The organism is Caulobacter sp. SL161 (genome assembly GCF_026672375.1).
Lineage (GTDB): Bacteria > Pseudomonadota > Alphaproteobacteria > Caulobacterales > Caulobacteraceae > Caulobacter.
In genome coordinates this window covers 2,415,249-2,431,357 of sequence record NZ_JAPPRA010000001.1, presented here as the reverse complement: position 1 = coordinate 2,431,357, position 16,109 = coordinate 2,415,249, and the positions used below count along the sequence as shown (strand labels likewise).

Here is a 16,109-nt window from a genome sequence, read left to right as displayed (position 1 = left end):
CCACGATACCCCGCTTTGGGGCGGGATGAATGTCTTGGCCAAGAGCAGCGGCCCCCGCCAGGGGCGAGGGCCGCGATCTCTTAGCGGTAGCAGACCGCCTTGGCCGCCTTCACGATCTTCTCGACCGAAGGCAGGCTGAGGGCTTCCAGGTTCGCCGCATAGGGCAGCGGCACGTCTTCCTGGCAGACCCGCAGCGGCGGGGCGTCCAGATAGTCGAAGCCGAACTCGGTGATCCGAGAGACGACTTCGGCGCCGACGCCCATCGGGCCCCAGCCTTCCTCGACCGTCACCAGGCGGTTGGTCTTCTTGACGCTTTCCAGGACGGTCGCGTGATCCATCGGACGGATCGTGCGCAGGTCGACGACCTCCGCGGCGATGCCGTCCTTTTCCAGCTCCTCGGCCGCCTTCAGCGCGAAGCCGACCATGCGGCTGTAGGCCACCAGCGTGACGTCCGACCCTTGGCGACGGACCTTGGCCTTGCCGATCGGCACGACCCAATCCTCGACGTCCGGGATGTCGAACTCGTGGCCGTACATCATCTCGTGTTCGAGGAAGACGACCGGGTTCGGATCGCGGATGGCGGCCTTCAAGAGACCCTTGGCGTCAGCGGCGTCGTAAGGCGCGATGACCTTCAGGCCCGGAACGTTGCCGTACCAGGCGGCGTAGTCCTGGCTGTGCTGGGCGCCGACGCGCGAGGCCGCGCCGTTCGGGCCACGGAACACGATCGACGACTTGATCTGACCGCCCGACATGTAGAGCGTCTTGGCGGCCGAGTTGATGATGTGGTCGATCGCCTGCATGGCGAAGTTCCAGGTCATGAACTCGACGATCGGCTTCAGGCCGGCCATGGCCGCGCCGACGCCCATGCCGGCGAAGCCGTGCTCGGTGATCGGGGTGTCGATGACGCGCTTGTCGCCGAACTCCTGCAGCAGCTCACGGCTGACCTTGTAGGCGCCCTGATACTGGGCGACTTCCTCGCCCATCAGGAACACGCGGTCGTCGCGACGCATCTCTTCGGCCATCGCGTCGCGCAGGGCGTCGCGGACCGTGATCTTCTTCAGCGCCGCGCCGGCCGGGATTTCCGGATCGGCGAAGGTCGACGCAGCCGAGATCGGTCCGCCAGCAGCCGGAGCCGTCGCGACCGGGGCCGGCGCGGCTTCTGCGGCGGGAGCGGCAGCGGCAGGAGCCGCAGCTTCACCTTCGCCCTTCAGGCGCGCGATCAGCGTATTGACCTTGACGTTCTCGCTGCCGGCCGGGACCAGGATGGCTTCCACCACGCCTTCGTCGACGGCTTCGACTTCCATCGTCGCCTTGTCGGTCTCGATCTCAGCGATGACGTCGCCGGCCTTGATGGTGTCGCCTTCCTTCACCAGCCACTTGGCCAGGGTGCCTTCCTCCATCGTGGGGGAAAGCGCGGGCATCAGGATGTCCGTCACTCGGCGGCCTCCAGGTAGACGTCGGTATACAGTTCCGAGGGATCGGGCTCGGGGCTCGTGCGGGCGAATTCGGCGGCCTCGGCGACAATGCGCTTCACTTCGGCGTCGACGCCCTTCAGGTCGTCTTCGGTGACGCCGGCCTTGGCGAGGCGTTCCTTGATGTGGTCGATGGGATCGCGGGTCGTCTTGACCTCGTCGACCTCTTCCTTGGTGCGGTACTTGGCCGGGTCCGACATCGAGTGACCGCGATAGCGATAGGTCTTCATCTCGAGGATGTACGGACCTTGGCCGCTGCGGGCGTGTTCGGTGGCGCGGGCGCCGGCTTCACGCACGGCGATGACGTCCATGCCGTCGACTTCCTCGCCCGGAATGCGGAACGAGACGCCGCGCTTGTGGAACGCGGTTTCCGAGGCGGCGCGCTCGACGGCGGTGCCCATGGCGTACTGGTTGTTCTCGATCACGTACACGACCGGCAGCTTCCACAGCTGGGCCATATTGAAGCTCTCGTAGACCTGACCTTGGTTGGCCGCGCCGTCGCCCATATAGGCGTAGGAGACGTTGCCGTTGTTGCGGTAGCTGTTGGCCAGGGCCAGACCGGTGCCGAGCGCGACTTGGGCGCCGACGATACCGTGACCGCCGTAGAAGCCGGTGGCGATGTCGAACATGTGCATCGACCCGCCCTTGCCCTTGGACGAACCGCCGGCCCGGCCGGTCAGTTCAGCCATGACCTCGCGAGGATCCATGCCGGCGGCCAGCATGTGGCCGTGGTCACGGTAGCCCGTGATGATCTGGTCGCCCTTCTGCGAGATCGACTGCATGCCGACCGCGATGGCTTCCTGGCCGATGTACAGGTGGCAGAAGCCGCCGATCAGGCCCATGCCGTACAACTGGCCCGCCCGCTCCTCGAAACGGCGGATCAGCAGCATGTCCTGATAGAATTTCAGGAGTTCGTCCTTGCCGACGAAGGCGTTGACACCGGTTTCCGGCGCCTTCCCCTCGGAGGCTTCAGCCTTGCGCGTGCGCGCCATTCAAATCTCCCTGGCCAATCTTCATCGCGGCCTTCATCCGATGAGCGCTTCCCGCCGAAAATTCGTCGGTTCCGCGAAGGTAACGCCCTGATGTTCACTCAGATCAAACGCTGATCCTGGCGATCCCCGTCTGACCCGTCGTCATTCCCGAGATGTAGCGACAGATCAGCGCGAACGCTTGACCCGGATCACATAGTCCCTCGGATCGGCGTATCCCAGAAGGGAGCGCGCGCGCTCCTCCAAAAGATCAGCCGACAGACTGCCGCTGCGTAATAGACGAGCGCGGGCCTCAAGGTCCATCCTCTCTGCGCGTATCTTCCTGAGTTCTCTCGTTTTTGCTGCGAGGTCCGCATTGCGCTGCGAGATGGAAAGCAGACCCCGATCACCCGTCAGAGCGTGAAAGGCGAAGTAGAAAATCAGGAAGAAGATCGCCGCAGTCGGCAGGAAGGGTTGCAGTCGGGCGAACATCTCAGCGTCCCAAAGAGGGATTCGTAGGATCGCCGACTGGCCTTAACGCCTTCTAAATCCGGGCGTTGAGCAGGGTTTATCGGCCGATCGCCCGCCAGGCGAGCGATGCTTTCATCTGAGATGGTTTCATCCGCATCTAGATACCGCGCCGCCGAAGCCATTTCGCGCTCGCGAACACGGAAAAACTGGTCTCGTTTGAAACGACCGGCTCGCTTTTAGAAAATTTGTGGGTAAACGCCGTTCGACGAAGCCCATCTCTCCCCCCTGCAAAGGCGCGCCGGCGGGAATCGGACATGAAAAGAGCGTGCCCGCTCGCGCGGACACGCTCCTGTCGTCTCGACTATTCCAGGGTTGCTTAGCGACCCTTGAGGGCCGCTCGGCCGGCGTAGACGCCCTGATCATCCAGCATTTCCTGGATGCGAAGCAGTTGGTTGTACTTGGCCGTCCGGTCCGACCGCGCCAGCGAGCCCGTCTTGATCTGACCGCAGTTCAGAGCGACCGCCAGGTCCGCGATCGTGCTGTCTTCGGTCTCGCCCGAACGGTGGCTCATCACGCTGGTGTAGCCGTGACGATGCGCCAGCTCGACCGCGTCGATGGTTTCCGAGAGCGTGCCGATCTGGTTGACCTTCACCAGGATCGAGTTGGCCAGACCCTTGTCCAGGCCCATCTGCAGGCGCTTGGGGTTGGTGACGAACAGGTCGTCGCCGACCAGTTGCACCTTCTTGCCAAGGGTGTCGGTCAGCAGCTTCCAGCCGTCGAAATCGTCTTCGGCCATGCCGTCCTCGATCGTCAGGATCGGGAACTTGGCGACCAGACCAGCCAGGTAGTCGACCATGGCGGCCGGATCCAGCGACTTGCCCTCGCCTTCAAGCTCGTACTTGCCGTTCTTGAAGAACTCGGTCGAGGCGACGTCGAGGCCCAGGACAAAGTCGTCACCGGCCTTGTAGCCTGCCTTCTCACCCGCCTTGACGATGAAGTCGAGCGCGGCTTCAGCCGACGCCAGGTTCGGCGCAAAGCCGCCCTCGTCGCCGACATTGGTGTTGTGACCCGCGTCCTTCAGGGCCTTCTTCAGGGCGTGGAAGATCTCCGCGCCCATCCGCAGGCCTTCGCGGAAGTCCTTGGCGCCGGTCGGCAGGATCATGAACTCCTGGATATCGATCGGATTATCGGCGTGAGCGCCGCCGTTGATGATGTTCATCATCGGGGTCGGCAGCACGCGGGCGTTCACGCCCCCGACGTACTTGTAGAGCGGCAGGCCGGCGGACTCGGCGGCGGCCTTGGCGGTGGCCAGCGAGACGCCGAGAATGGCGTTGGCGCCCAGACGCGCCTTGTTCGGCGTGCCATCCAGCTCAATCATCAGGTTGTCGACCCGACGCTGGTCTTCGGCGTCGACGCCCGACAGCGCGTCGAAGATCTCGCCGTTGACGGCGTCGACCGCCTGCTGGACGCCCTTGCCCAGATAGCGGGCCTTGTCGCCATCACGCTTTTCGTTGGCTTCGTGAGCGCCCGTCGAGGCGCCCGAGGGCACTGCGGCGCGACCGAACGCGCCGTCCTCGAGAATGACGTCGACTTCGACGGTCGGGTTCCCCCGGCTGTCGAGAATTTCGCGGGCGATGATGTCGACGATCTCGGTCATGGACTTCTCCTCAAGGCCAAAGGCGCGGGAGGCTTAGCCGCCAAGCGTCCAAGGCGCAACTTGACTTCCCCATGGGAGGCCGCGTGAACGTCGATAACCCAAGGGAGGACCCGATGCTGCTCATCGAACGACGCGGCGCCATCGCCATTGTGACGCTCAATCGCCCCGAGGCGATGAACGCCCTCTCCAAGGCGCTGAGATTGGCCCTCCATGACGCTATCGTCCAACTCGACCGGGATCCGGACGTCAGCGTCGTGATCCTGACCGGCGCCGGCGATCGAGCCTTCACCGCCGGGCTGGATCTCAAGGAGCTTGGCGGCGATCCCGCCGCCATGGGCGCGGCGAACGATCAGGATGCGCGATCCAACCCTGTGCGAGCGGTGGAGACCTGCCGTAAGCCGGTGATCGGAGCGATCAACGGCGTCGCGATCACCGGAGGCTTCGAACTGGCGCTGGCGTGCGACGTGCTCCTGGCTTCCGAGAACGCGCGCTTCGCCGACACCCATGCGCGGGTCGGCATCATGCCGGGCTGGGGGCTGTCTCAGAAGCTGTCGCGCCTGATCGGGCCCTACAGGGCCAAGGAGTTGTCCCTCACGGGCAACTTCCTCGACGCGCGCACCGCCGCTGACTGGGGGCTGGTCAATCGCGTGACAACAGCGAGCGAGCTGTTGCCCACCGCATTGCGTATGGCCCAGGACATGGCGTCCATTCCGGTGGAAGCCCTGTCGTTCTACAAGTCCCTGATCGACGACGGATACGCCTTGGCGTTTGGTGAGGGGCTGGCGCTGGAGCACGAGCGATCCAGCGCTCACAATCGCACGGTGACGCCCGAGCGTGTCGAGGCGCAGCGACGCCAAGTCATGGAGCGCGGCCGAGGCCAGTAGGACGGGCCGTCTTCACGCCTGCAGGATGGGCGAGAAGCCCCCCTGCCCCAGTCGGAACAGCACCTTTCCTGCGCCGAAATCCAGCTCCACCCGCGCGAAGAGCCGGAGCACATCGACCCCGAACAGGGCCGCAGGCCGATCGTTCAGCCCCCAGTGGTTGAAGACGTGCAAATCCGCGAACGCCATGGGGGTATTGGTCAGGCGCAGGTCTCCCATCGTGATGGCGGGAATGACGCGGAACTCGCCAAGCTGGATCTCACCACTGGCGGTGAGCAATCGGATCGGGCGAACCAAATCGGAAGAACGGCGCCGCTTAGCGGCGATCGATCGAGCCAGCGCCATGTTGCCGATGCTGACCCCGCCGCCGGAGTCGATGAAGGCCAATGACCTTGCGCCGGCGATCCGGGAGTGGGCCAGGGTGAGCCGCCCAAACCGCGAATCCGCCGAAACCGTAACCTCCCGCGAACTCGCGTACGGTTCGAAGCTTGGCGCGCTGCGGCGGATCTCCAGCTGATTCTTTCGGAAGTCGATGATGACATTCCGCCCGTCCAGGGCGTCGACGCCGAGAAGGCCATCGGCGCCCACCCGTTCATACGGCAGGACGGGCAGGATGCTGTTGGTCAGCCCCGTGTCGCCGGCCCGCAAGGAGCGCACCAGCGCGGTCCGGCACGTGACCGCGCCGGTGGCGCCGTGAACCAGGACGTCGGGTCCTCGCGGCAGATTGAGGCGCTCAGCCAGACCAGGCGTCAGGACAGTCCTGTCGGCGCCGGTGTCGACGACGAAGCGAAAGCCCGCCTCGCTGTTGATCGTCGTGGCGACCGTCAGGCGGGCGTCGCTATCGAGCGCGGCGTCCAGGATCACCAGCGGATCTTCGCCGGCGCCGATCTCGCGGCCACTGGGAATCGCGGGGGGCGTCTGGTTCGCCACCGCGGCCTGAGCGCTGGCGCCAAGGAGGCCGGGCGCGGCCAGGATCGAGCCCAGACCTCCGGCCAGCGTGCGACGTGTGAACATCGGCCTGCTCCTCCCGACGGGAAGGATAACACCGTTTTTGACGCACACGACAAAATACGACGAAAAGCGCCGCCGGAACGAGCCCGGCGGCGCTTTCAGACCGTCAGAGGCGGAAGAAGACTTAGTCTTCCTTCGGCGTCAGGATCTGCTTGCCGTTGTACATGCCGGTCTTCAGATCGACATGGTGCGGACGGCGCAGCTCACCCGTGTCCTTGTCCTCGATGAACGAGTTGGCGCCCAGGGCGTGGTGCGACCGGCGCATGTTCCGGCGAGAAGGCGAAGTTTTTCTTTTAGGAACGGCCATCGAAGTGACTCTGCTCGCTGAGCGTGAAAATCGAGAGCGGCGGCTTGGGAGCGCCCGAGCCGCCGCGTGAGGGCGGGCTTATGCCCGAATCTGTGGGAAGATGCAACCTCGTGATCAGACGAGGCGTCCATGCTCCTTCGCCGCCGCGATAAAGCTGGCGAAAAGCGGGTGCGGGGCGAACGGACGGCTCTTCAGTTCGGGGTGATACTGGACGCCGATGAACCACGGATGGTCGTCCCGCTCGACGATTTCGGGCAGCACGCCGTTGGGCGAGCGACCGGTCAGTTTCAGGCCCGCGTCCTCCATCAGGTGGACGTAGCCGATATTGACCTCGTAGCGGTGGCGGTGGCGCTCGCTGATCTCAGTCGCGCCGTAGATCTCAGCGACCTTGGAGCCGGCCGTCAGGACCGCGTCATAGGCCCCCAGGCGCATGGTGCCGCCCAGGTCGTCGTTGGCGCGGCGCTGAACGGTCTCGTTGCCCTTGATCCACTCGGTCATGATGCCGACCACGGGACGCTCTGTGGGGCCAAATTCGCTGGAGCTGGCGTCCTTGATTCCCGCGACGTTCCGCAGGGTCTCGATGACCGCCATCTGCATGCCGAAGCAGATACCGAAGTACGGCACCTTGCGTTCACGGGCGAACTGGGCCGCGCGGATCTTGCCCTCGGCGCCGCGTTCACCGAAGCCGCCGGGCACCATGATGGCGTGGGCGTTCTCCAGGCGCGCCGCAGCCGCGCCCTCGTCGCCCTCGAAGGTCTCGCTTTCGACCCAGTCGAGATTGACCTTGACCTTGTTGGCCAGGCCCCCGTGGTGGAGCGCCTCGATCAGCGACTTGTAGGCGTCCTTCAGCACCGTGTACTTGCCCACGACGGCGATGGTGACCTCGCCGTCGGGATGCTGGACGGTGTCGTCGATGGTCTTCCAGCGCGACAGGTCCGGGGCCGGCGCATCGCGCATGCCGAAGACATCCAGCACCTCGGCGTCCAGACCCTGCTCGTGATAGTCGATCGGCACGGCGTAGATGGACGATGAGTCCATCGCCTGGATCACCGCGCTGGGCCGCACGTTGCAGAACTGGGCGATCTTGCGCTTTTCCTCGGGCGGGATCTCCTGCTCGCAGCGGCACAGCAGGATGTCCGGCTGGATGCCGATCGAGCGCAGCTCCTTGACCGAGTGCTGGGTCGGCTTGGTCTTCATCTCGCCGGCCGTCTTGATGAACGGCAGCAGGGTCAGGTGCACATAGCAGCTCTGGCCGCGCGGCAGGTCCTGGCGCAGCTGGCGGATGGCTTCGAAGAATGGCAGGCCCTCGATGTCGCCGACCGTGCCGCCGATCTCGACCAGCACGAAGTCGACGGCCTTCTCGCCCGTCTCGTCCATGGCCGGCGACAGGACGAAGTCCTTGATCTCGTTGGTCACGTGCGGGATCACCTGGACGGTCGCGCCCAGATAGTCGCCGCGGCGCTCCTTCTCAATGATCGTCTTGTAGATCTGGCCGGTGGTGATGTTGTCGGCCTTGGTCGCCGACACGCCGGTGAAGCGCTCGTAGTGGCCAAGGTCCAGGTCGGTTTCGGCCCCGTCGTCGGTCACGAAGACCTCGCCGTGCTGATACGGGCTCATCGTGCCCGGATCGACGTTGAGATAGGGGTCGAGCTTACGGAGGCGGACCTTGTAGCCGCGCGCTTGCAGCAGCGCGCCGAGCGCCGCCGAGGCCAGACCTTTGCCAAGCGAGGAAACCACGCCGCCGGTGATGAAGATGTACCGCGTCATGGGCGATCAGATTACTCGTGATTCGTGGACGCGGGGAGAAAGACCCGCGTTCATCAACAAGATTAAACCCCCGAGGTCGCCCTCGGGGGTCGGTGAAAGCGCCGTCTGGGACGGTTAGGGCTTGGGCTGGCCGGCCGGGGCGGTGGCCGGAGCCGGCTCGGCGGGGGCCAGGAGCGCGGGCTGCTGGACGGCCGGCGCGGGGGTGTTGATCTGCGGCGTCGGGGCCTGGATGCCGCCCGGCTGGGCCGACGAGGGCAGCGAGTTCAGCGAGCCAGGAGCCGGCGTCGGGGCCGGAACGTTCTGCAGGGTCTTGGCGTCCAGGCCCTTGATGCTGTCGGCGACCGAGCCGCTCTTGTCCAGACGGCCGGTCAGGATGGTCAGCACCAGGCTGATGGTCAGGAAGATCGAGAACAGGATCCAGGTGATCCGGGTCAGGAGGTCGCCGGCGCCGCGCGCGGTCATCAGGCCGCCCGAGTTGCCGCCCATGCCCAGGGCGCCGCCCTCGGAGCGCTGCAGCAGCACCACCCCGATCAGGCCGAGGCAGACGACGATGTTGATGGCCAGCAGAACGCCGATGAGCATGCGAATGTGTTCTCGATCCGGGCGCGGGCCAAACCCGCGCGAAAAACGAAGCGGCCCCTCTACCACTAGAGGCGGCTCCGCGCCATAGCTGGGAAGCGTACACGCAAACGCAAGTCCCCCAGCCTTTCCCAAGGACCGCATGATCCTCGAGACCGAACGCCTCATCATCGCCCCGCTGACGGTCGACGACGCGCCGCTGATCTATCCGTTCTTCAGCGACGCCGAGGTGATGTCCAGCCTCGACCAGGAGCCGATCGAGGACCCCGACGCGGTCGCCGCGCGGGTCGGCGCCCAGGTCGAGGAGATGGCCGGCGGCGACGCGGCCTACTGGGCCATCCGCCGCGCGGCCGACGGGGCCTTCATCGGCTTTTGCGAGCTGTTCGACATCGACCGCCGCCGCGACACCGCCGAGATTCGCTTCGCCGTCGCCCGCGAGGGCTGGGGTCAGGGCTTTGGCCAGGAGGCCCTGAGCGCCCTCCTCGCCCAGATCGCCGCCGACGGCCTCAAGGCCATCACCGCCCGCGTCCACGTCGGCGACGTCCCCGCCGAACGCCTGCTGGCCAAGCTGGGCTTCCGCCCCGACGGCTACATGAAGGGCGCGGTCCACCGCGACGGCGAGCGCCGCGACCGGCGGGTCTATGGGCTGAGGCTTTAGGGTCGGGGCGCACCAAGCGCCCCCTCCGTCGCGCGGCTGCGCCGCGCGCCACCTCCCCCGTTTTACGGGTGAGGAGGACACCGCAGCCCTCCTGCCCCGCTTGCGGGGGAGGTGGCGCGGCGCCGCCAGGCGACGCGACGGAGGGGGCGCTTCTACGGACGCGCCGCCGTCGCCTCACGCGGTCTCCCGCTGAAGGTTCGGAAAGGGACGCGGAGCGCCGGACATCCGTCCGGAGTTGTTTGATAAATACCGTTTCGACGAAGCCCGAACGCTCCGCGCAGCCGTTATCCGCCAGCGTCCCGTCAGGTGGCCCTGTTCAGGCCTTACCGGGACCCGAGCCCCTGGTTTCCCAGGCGCCCGACGGTCGAGGAGGACGAGCCAATCCAGGCTAAGACACATCCCTTTGCCCTCAACCACGCCGACGGCGGGCGGGTGAGCCCAGCAAGCTCAGCCCCGGACCGTCCGAGTAACCCCCTCGAACCTGTCCCCGCTCGACCGCCCCCCGCCGCCGCAAATGGTCGCTGGCCATGCGCCCTTTCCTCGCGACGAGGTGGATAGAGACTACGACAGGTTTTCAGGCCGGGGATGAAAGCCCGCGAACGCTCACCCAATTCCCTCTCCCAGAGGGAGAGGGAGGGGCCCAAGCAAAGCTTGGGAGGGTGAGGGGTTTCAACCTTTCCGGACCGGGCAGGGCCTGGCAAGAAACTGAAAAGGCGGGGTTTTCACGGCCGAAACCATAACCCCTCACCCTCCCGCGCCTGCGGCGCGGGCCCCTCCCTCTCTCTAGGAGAGAGGGATTTCAGCGCCCGTGCCGATGCGGGGATAAGCCCCCTGTTCGGCCCGCATGCGATAGGCCATCACCGCCGTATGGCCCAGTTTCTCGACAAGCCGCCAGTTGACGATCGCCCCCAGCGGCGCGCCGACCACGGGGATGAACTGGACCAGTTTGGCCAGATCGATGTGGTCGCGGTACTGCTGCTGGAAGGCCCGCCAGTCGAAGTCGTCCAGGTGCTGGGGATGGGGCCTTGCGTCCCAGTGGTCCAGAGACGCCAGCGCCCCGGCCCGGTGGTCGCCGTCGGAAAAGGCCAGCTCGAAGACGTGCAGGATGAACAGTCGCTCGGGCAGCGCTGTGCCGTCATGGCCGAAGATGGCGGCGATCTCGAACAACAGCTTGATCTTGAAGCTCATCAGCAGCGGGAAATCGGCCGCCGCCATCAGGAAGCCCCCCGCCCCGGTGACGCCGCCCTCGACGGCGGCCGTCTTCTTCCAGCCGTCGATCGCCTTGGCCGCCGCCGCCCGGCGCTCGTCCAGCGTCACGTCATGGAGCGGCGAGCCCGTCGCGAAATCGGCCCCGGTCAGCATCGCCCGCGTCATGCCCTCGATGGCCGTGGTGATGGCGGCGTGGACCTTTTCGGGGATGATCCTGTTGATCCGCTGCTGCGCGGCCCGCGCCAGGCCGTTCAACGGTCCCGGCGGCTGGATCAGGTCGGCGCGCCAGGCGAGGAGGTCGGGGGAGAGAGTCATGGGGTGGAGATAATCCTTCTCCCCTTGCGGGAGAAGGGTTTGCTGAGCCCTACCCCTACCCACCCCGTCATCCCGCGCTTCATGCGCGGGACCCATGGTTCAGCTTCCCCGTGAGCGCGTGAGGGATCTAGGCCCGTGCGGCGGACAAATGGGTCCCGCGCATAAAGCGCGGGATGACGGACCTTTTGAACTCCGACCTCCCCGGCGAACGCCGGGGTCCAGATCGAACCCGCCGCCGTCGAAGCGCTCGCAAGGCCGCAGGTCGCGCCCGCCCAAACCGCTCGGGATGAATCTGGGCCCCGGCATTCGCCGGGGAAGTCGGGGGTTATGTTGGACCCAGTTCCGCCCCTTCTCGCCCGAGAAGGAGCCCGCCTTACATCTCACGGCGAGACGATCGCAGGGCTGACCAAGTCACTCAAGGACGACGCTCCGCGTCGCCGCCGCGCGGCCGCCCGGAGGGCGGTCCTTGACTGACTTGGTCAGTCCTGCACGCTGCAGCCTCCAAGAGATTTAAGGACGGGACCGCGCGGGGGCGCGGCTCGGTCAAATGACGACTAAGGTCGCCAGCTCTCCAGTGACGTCTGAAAGGCGAGTTTGGCCTCCTCAGCAGTCGACATCGGATCGCTCCACCTGACAGTAAGATCAACCGATTTCAGAAACTGAGGGTCCTGGCATCTAGCACGCGTCATATCGACCAGCGGATCGTCAGATATGTTGTTCAGGTTCTCTACCAGTATTTTCAAGTCGGGTGCCAAGCCGAGCCTCTCCAGTACGGCGAAAGAGAATACACCTTCGACGATAAGCGGGGAACGTTTGCTCTCGACGCGCCCCTTAATCGCTTCAGCTATTTCGCTTTCACGCCACGCTATTTTACCGATATCGCCGGGTATCAAGAAGAGATCGAGGTGGACAGCCGGCATTCCAAATTGCCAAGCTAACCAAGATGCGAGCGATGATTTGCCAGCCGAAGGCAAACCCTCAATTGCGAATATCCTAGTGCTTCGCTCAACAGGATAACCAATGAGCTCTGCTACCCGCTCATAAGCAGCTTTGTAGGAATATGGAGCCAGCTTCATTAGGTCAGCTTAACCGAGCTAACTCGCTCGCCAACCCCATCCACACCTCCCACGCCCTAATCCCCATCATCCCCAGCCCCGCCACCTCCCCCGCCCCGCCGAAGCGGCCTATATCCTTGGCCTGACGTTCACCACGCCGGACCCCAAGGGCTTGTCCACCCAGTTTCGACTGCCGCTGTCCCTCACCCCCAGCTATGGCCGGGAGGACTTCGCCGTCTCGCCGGTCAACGCCGAGGCGGTGGCGCGGGTCGATGCGTGGCTGGCCTGGCCGGAGGGGCGGCTGGCTCTGGTGGGCCCGGCGGGCGGCGGCAAGACGCATCTGGCGCGGGCCTGGGCCCAGGAGGTCGGGGCCGTGGTGGTGGACGCGGCCGATCCGGCCGCCGCGCCGCTGGATCTGGCGGCTCTGCGCGGCCGGCCGGTGCTGGTCGAGGACGCCGACCGCCGCGCGCAGGGCGGCGCGCTGAGCGACGAGGCGCTGTTTCACCTTCTGAACATGGCCGGGGTGGACGGCGGGACCGTGCTGCTGACCGGCCGGGTCGCGCCCCTGGCCTGGGAGACGGCGGTGCCGGACCTGCGCTCGCGGCTGAACGCCCTGTCGGTGGCGGTCCTCGACGAGCCCGACGACGCGGTGCTGGAGGCGGTGCTGCGGCGGGCCTTCGCCCAGCGGCTGTTGAAGCCCGAGCCGGACCTCTATCCCTACCTCGTCGCCCGCCTGCCCCGCTCGGCCGCCGAAGCCATCGCCGCGGCCGACCTGCTGGACGAGGAAGCCGCCGCGCGCCGGCGCGAGCTGAACAAGGCCTTGGCGCGCGAAGTGCTGGAGGGGTTCGAGGGGGAGGATGAGGCGGGGTAAAAATCCCTCTCTCGTGGAGAGAGGGAGGGGCCCGCCGCGCAGCGGTGGGAGGGTGAGAGGATAAAACGTCTCAGGCGTTCGCGCCGCCGAATGACGATCACCGCCAGGGCTTGAAGGGCTCGTAACCACTCACCCTCCCGCGCCTGCGGCGCGGGCCCCTCCCTCTCTCGAAGAGAGAGGGATTCATTTTCCCTGTCTTCACCGCGTCACCGAGCTTGTTCACCATGACGGAACAAAGTTCGCCTATATAGATGACATGACCGACGCCCTGCCGATCGCCGCCAACGCCGAAGTCCCCGCCAGCGGGTTGTCGCTCGACGCCGAGCTGATGGCCTCGCCCGAACGGTTCTTCAATCGCGAGCTGTCGTGGCTGGCCTTCAACCAGCGGGTGCTGGAGGAGAGCTCCAATCCCCGCCACCCGCTGCTGGAGCGCTTAAGGTTCCTGTCGATCAGCGCCAACAACCTCGACGAATTCTACATGGTGCGCGTGGCCGGCCTCAAAGGTCAGGTGCGCGAGGGCGTGCGGGTCATCAGCCAGGACGGCCTGATCCCCAGCGAGCAGTTGAACCGCATCAACGCCTCGGCCGCCGAGCTGATGGCCGAGCAGCAGAAGATCTGGCGCCTGCTGCGCACCCAGCTGTGGGACGAGGGCCTGAAGCTGCTGGACGCCAAGGACATCGAGGGCGACGACAAGGTCCGGGCCGAGGAGATCTTCCGCAACCAGATCTTCCCGGTGCTGACGCCGCTGGCCATCGACCCGGCCCACCCGTTCCCGTTCATCCCGAACCTGGGCTTCTGCCTGGCGCTGAAGCTGCGGCGGATCGCCGACGACAAGCACCTCTACGCCCTGGCGCCGATCCCCTCGCAGGTGCGGCGGTTCTGGGAATTGAGCTCGGTGGTGTCGCGCGGGCGCAAGCGCCAGCGCAAGATCGTGGCGCTGGAGAGCCTGATCATCCTCTTCCTGGAGCACCTGTTCCCCGGCTACGAGGTCGAGGGCCGGGGTCTGTTCCGCCTGATCCGCGACAGCGATCTCGAAATCGAGGAAGAGGCCGAAGACCTGGTGCGCGAGTTCGAGGCGCGGCTGAAGAAGCGGCGTCTGGGCCAGGTGGTGCGGGTCAAGATCCAGACCACCATGCCGGCCGACCTGCGCGACTTCATCACCGAGGGCCTGCGCGCCGAGCCCGAGGACGTGGTGCTGGTCGAGGGCAAGCTGGGCCTGGCCCAGATGAGCGAACTGATCCCGCCGGACCGTCCGGACCTGAAGTTCCCGCCCTTCAACGCCCGCTTCCCCGAGCGCATCCGCGACCACGGCGGCGACTGCTTCGCGGCGATCCGCGAGAAGGACATCCTGGTCCACCACCCGTTCGAGAGCTTCGATGTGGTGGTGCAGTTCCTGCGCCAGGCCGCGCGCGATCCCAACGTGCTGGCGATCAAGCAGACCCTCTATCGCACCTCCAAGGACAGCCCGATCGTGGCGGCCCTGATCGAGGCGGCCGACAACGGCAAGAACGTCACGGCGCTGGTGGAGATCAAGGCGCGCTTCGACGAGGAAAATAACCTCAAGTGGGCGCGCGACCTGGAGCGGGCGGGCGTGCACGTGGTGTTCGGCTTCGTCGACTGGAAGACCCACGCCAAGCTGTCGGTGGTGGTGCGCCGCGAGGGCGAGGCCCTGCGCACCTACTGCCACTATGGCACCGGCAACTATCACCCGCAGACGGCCAGGGTTTACACAGACCTTAGCCTGTTCACCTGCGACCCGGCCCTGGGGCGCGATGGCGGCAAGCTCTTCAACTTCATCACCGGCTACGCCCAGCCCGGGCGGCTGGAGAAGCTGTCGTTCTCGCCCCAGACGCTGAAGCCCGATCTCCTGCGAATGATCGCCCTGGAAGCCGACGCCGCACGCGAGGGCCGGCCGGCGGCGATCTGGGCCAAGATGAACGCGGTCGTGGATCCGCAGATCATCGACGCGCTGTACAAGGCAAGCCAGGCGGGCGTGCAGATCGATCTGGTGGTGCGCGGCATCTGCTGCCTGCGGCCGGGCATCAAGGGTCTGTCGGAGAACATTCGGGTCAAGTCGATCGTCGGCCGGTTCCTGGAGCACTCGCGCATCGTGGCCTTCGCCAACGGCGCGCCGATGCCCAGCGCCCAGACGCGGCTCTATATGAGCTCGGCCGACTGGATGCCGCGCAACCTCGACCGCCGGGTCGAGAGCCTGGTGCCGATCGAGAACCCGACCGTGCACCAGCAGGTGCTGGACCAGATCATGGTCGCCAACCTCAATGACGAGGCCCAGAGCTGGAAGCTGGGCAGCGAAGGCGACTACGCCCGCGACCCGGCCTGGAAGACCAAGGGCGCGTTCTCGGCCCACGACTACTTCATGACCAATCCCAGCCTGTCGGGACGCGGTCACGGGGCCCGAGACCTGCCGCGCGCCTTCGACCACGTGGGCCCCAAGCGCAAGCGGTGAGGCGCACAGCCTTCGCCGCGCTGCTGCTGGTCCCGATCCTCGCCGGCTGCGCGCCCAAGGGCGAGCGGCGCGAGGCGATCTGCGCGATCCAGGCCCTGCCCGCCCGTCCCGGCTTCGACCGCTTCGGCGCCCCGCCGCCGGGCGTGGAGAAACTCGCCCAGGCCACGGCCGAGGTCTACGGCCCCGGGATCGCCGGCGGCTATGGCGTGCGCTGGTGGGGGCCTTGCGGTCCCAGCGCCAAGTCCACCGATATGCTGCTGCTGGGCCCTGCCCCCTGGGCCCTGACCAAGGGCGGCCCCCGCGCCGACGGCCACCAGGTGGCCTACGGCACCTGCTATCACCGCCGCGAGGCCGACGGCTGGCGCACCGTAGCCTGCCGGATCAATCCCTAGGCCGGACCGGATAAAGTCATCCCCATGGA

The 16,109-nt window shown here is 66.3% G+C and carries 15 protein-coding genes and 1 pseudogene; 6 read left to right on the top strand and 10 right to left on the bottom strand.

The window, feature by feature from the left end; genetic code table 11:
- Positions 1–80 precede the first annotated feature (80 nt).
- The 4 genes from OVA11_RS11860 to eno form a co-directional block, all read right to left on the bottom strand.
- Complete coding sequence (locus OVA11_RS11860) at positions 81–1,436, bottom strand: pyruvate dehydrogenase complex E1 component subunit beta (RefSeq protein WP_268067586.1); 1,356 nt, start codon at positions 1,434–1,436, stop codon at positions 81–83.
- Entirely contained in the window at positions 1,433–2,464 is a 1,032-nt protein-coding gene (gene pdhA / locus OVA11_RS11855) for a pyruvate dehydrogenase (acetyl-transferring) E1 component subunit alpha (RefSeq protein WP_010919594.1), read from the bottom strand. Before pdhA ends, OVA11_RS11860 begins: the two co-directional genes overlap by 4 nt.
- A 165-nt stretch (positions 2,465–2,629) precedes the next feature.
- Positions 2,630–2,932 (bottom strand): FtsB family cell division protein, encoded by a 303-nt coding sequence (locus OVA11_RS11850; protein ID WP_096033270.1) that lies wholly within the window; start codon positions 2,930–2,932, stop codon positions 2,630–2,632.
- 355 nt (positions 2,933–3,287) lie between these two features.
- On the bottom strand, positions 3,288–4,568 hold the full coding sequence (gene eno / locus OVA11_RS11845; protein WP_010919592.1) for a phosphopyruvate hydratase: 1,281 nt from the start codon (positions 4,566–4,568) through the stop codon (positions 3,288–3,290).
- A gap of 113 nt (positions 4,569–4,681) precedes the next feature.
- Between eno and OVA11_RS11840 the strand changes: the two genes are divergently transcribed.
- Complete coding sequence (locus tag OVA11_RS11840) at positions 4,682–5,452, top strand: enoyl-CoA hydratase (protein WP_268067585.1); 771 nt, start codon at positions 4,682–4,684, stop codon at positions 5,450–5,452.
- Between the two features lie 12 nt (positions 5,453–5,464).
- Here the strand turns inward: OVA11_RS11840 and OVA11_RS11835 are convergent, their stop codons facing one another.
- From OVA11_RS11835 to secG, 4 genes are all read right to left on the bottom strand, one after another.
- Positions 5,465–6,463 (bottom strand): retropepsin-like aspartic protease, encoded by a 999-nt coding sequence (locus OVA11_RS11835; RefSeq protein ID WP_268068957.1) that lies wholly within the window; start codon positions 6,461–6,463, stop codon positions 5,465–5,467.
- Between the two features lie 121 nt (positions 6,464–6,584).
- On the bottom strand, positions 6,585–6,767 hold the full coding sequence (gene rpmF, locus OVA11_RS11830) for a 50S ribosomal protein L32 (protein ID WP_010919589.1): 183 nt from the start codon (positions 6,765–6,767) through the stop codon (positions 6,585–6,587).
- Between the two features lie 114 nt (positions 6,768–6,881).
- Positions 6,882–8,534: a CTP synthase gene (locus OVA11_RS11825; RefSeq protein WP_268067584.1), complete on the bottom strand. Its 1,653-nt coding sequence runs from the start codon at positions 8,532–8,534 to the stop codon at positions 6,882–6,884.
- 114 nt (positions 8,535–8,648) lie between these two features.
- Entirely contained in the window at positions 8,649–9,116 is a 468-nt protein-coding gene (gene secG / locus OVA11_RS11820; RefSeq protein ID WP_012640311.1) for a preprotein translocase subunit SecG, read from the bottom strand.
- Between the two features lie 139 nt (positions 9,117–9,255).
- Here secG and OVA11_RS11815 point away from each other — a divergent pair, with 139 nt between their 5' ends.
- Positions 9,256–9,771: a GNAT family N-acetyltransferase gene (locus OVA11_RS11815; protein WP_268067583.1), complete on the top strand. Its 516-nt coding sequence runs from the start codon at positions 9,256–9,258 to the stop codon at positions 9,769–9,771.
- 239 nt (positions 9,772–10,010) lie between these two features.
- Positions 10,011–10,329: pseudogene (locus OVA11_RS19815) on the top strand (hypothetical protein).
- A gap of 225 nt (positions 10,330–10,554) precedes the next feature.
- Here OVA11_RS19815 and OVA11_RS11805 read toward each other — a convergent pair.
- Both OVA11_RS11805 and OVA11_RS11795 read right to left on the bottom strand, forming a co-directional pair.
- The gene (locus tag OVA11_RS11805) at positions 10,555–11,295 is read right to left on the bottom strand and encodes an EcsC family protein (protein WP_268067582.1); all 741 of its coding nucleotides are present in this window, start codon (positions 11,293–11,295) and stop codon (positions 10,555–10,557) included.
- A 554-nt stretch (positions 11,296–11,849) separates the two neighbouring features.
- Positions 11,850–12,371: a hypothetical protein gene (locus tag OVA11_RS11795; RefSeq protein ID WP_268067581.1), complete on the bottom strand. Its 522-nt coding sequence runs from the start codon at positions 12,369–12,371 to the stop codon at positions 11,850–11,852.
- A 151-nt stretch (positions 12,372–12,522) separates the two neighbouring features.
- Here OVA11_RS11795 and hdaA point away from each other — a divergent pair, with 151 nt between their 5' ends.
- From hdaA to OVA11_RS11780, 3 genes are all read left to right on the top strand, one after another.
- A complete protein-coding gene (hdaA, locus tag OVA11_RS11790) occupies positions 12,523–13,221 on the top strand; it encodes a DnaA regulatory inactivator HdaA (protein ID WP_268067580.1) in 699 nt (232 codons plus the stop codon).
- 256 nt (positions 13,222–13,477) lie between these two features.
- On the top strand, positions 13,478–15,688 hold the full coding sequence (locus tag OVA11_RS11785; RefSeq protein WP_268067579.1) for an RNA degradosome polyphosphate kinase: 2,211 nt from the start codon (positions 13,478–13,480) through the stop codon (positions 15,686–15,688).
- Entirely contained in the window at positions 15,685–16,080 is a 396-nt protein-coding gene (locus OVA11_RS11780; RefSeq protein ID WP_268067578.1) for a hypothetical protein, read from the top strand. The genes OVA11_RS11785 and OVA11_RS11780 overlap by 4 nt, the downstream gene beginning before the upstream one ends.
- Positions 16,081–16,109 lie beyond the last annotated feature (29 nt).

Coding starts and splice junctions, on each gene's coding strand:
- pdhA (WP_010919594.1), bottom strand. CDS start 2,464: ATGGCGCGCACGCGCAAGGCTGAAGCCTCCGAGGGGAAGGCGCCGGAA.
- OVA11_RS11850 (WP_096033270.1), bottom strand. CDS start 2,932: ATGTTCGCCCGACTGCAACCCTTCCTGCCGACTGCGGCGATCTTCTTC.
- eno (WP_010919592.1), bottom strand. CDS start 4,568: ATGACCGAGATCGTCGACATCATCGCCCGCGAAATTCTCGACAGCCGG.
- OVA11_RS11840 (WP_268067585.1), top strand. CDS start 4,682: ATGCTGCTCATCGAACGACGCGGCGCCATCGCCATTGTGACGCTCAAT.
- OVA11_RS11835 (WP_268068957.1), bottom strand. CDS start 6,463: ATGTTCACACGTCGCACGCTGGCCGGAGGTCTGGGCTCGATCCTGGCC.
- rpmF (WP_010919589.1), bottom strand. CDS start 6,767: ATGGCCGTTCCTAAAAGAAAAACTTCGCCTTCTCGCCGGAACATGCGC.
- OVA11_RS11825 (WP_268067584.1), bottom strand. CDS start 8,534: ATGACGCGGTACATCTTCATCACCGGCGGCGTGGTTTCCTCGCTTGGC.
- secG (WP_012640311.1), bottom strand. CDS start 9,116: ATGCTCATCGGCGTTCTGCTGGCCATCAACATCGTCGTCTGCCTCGGC.
- OVA11_RS11815 (WP_268067583.1), top strand. CDS start 9,256: ATGATCCTCGAGACCGAACGCCTCATCATCGCCCCGCTGACGGTCGAC.
- OVA11_RS11805 (WP_268067582.1), bottom strand. CDS start 11,295: ATGACTCTCTCCCCCGACCTCCTCGCCTGGCGCGCCGACCTGATCCAG.
- OVA11_RS11795 (WP_268067581.1), bottom strand. CDS start 12,371: ATGAAGCTGGCTCCATATTCCTACAAAGCTGCTTATGAGCGGGTAGCA.
- OVA11_RS11785 (WP_268067579.1), top strand. CDS start 13,478: ATGACCGACGCCCTGCCGATCGCCGCCAACGCCGAAGTCCCCGCCAGC.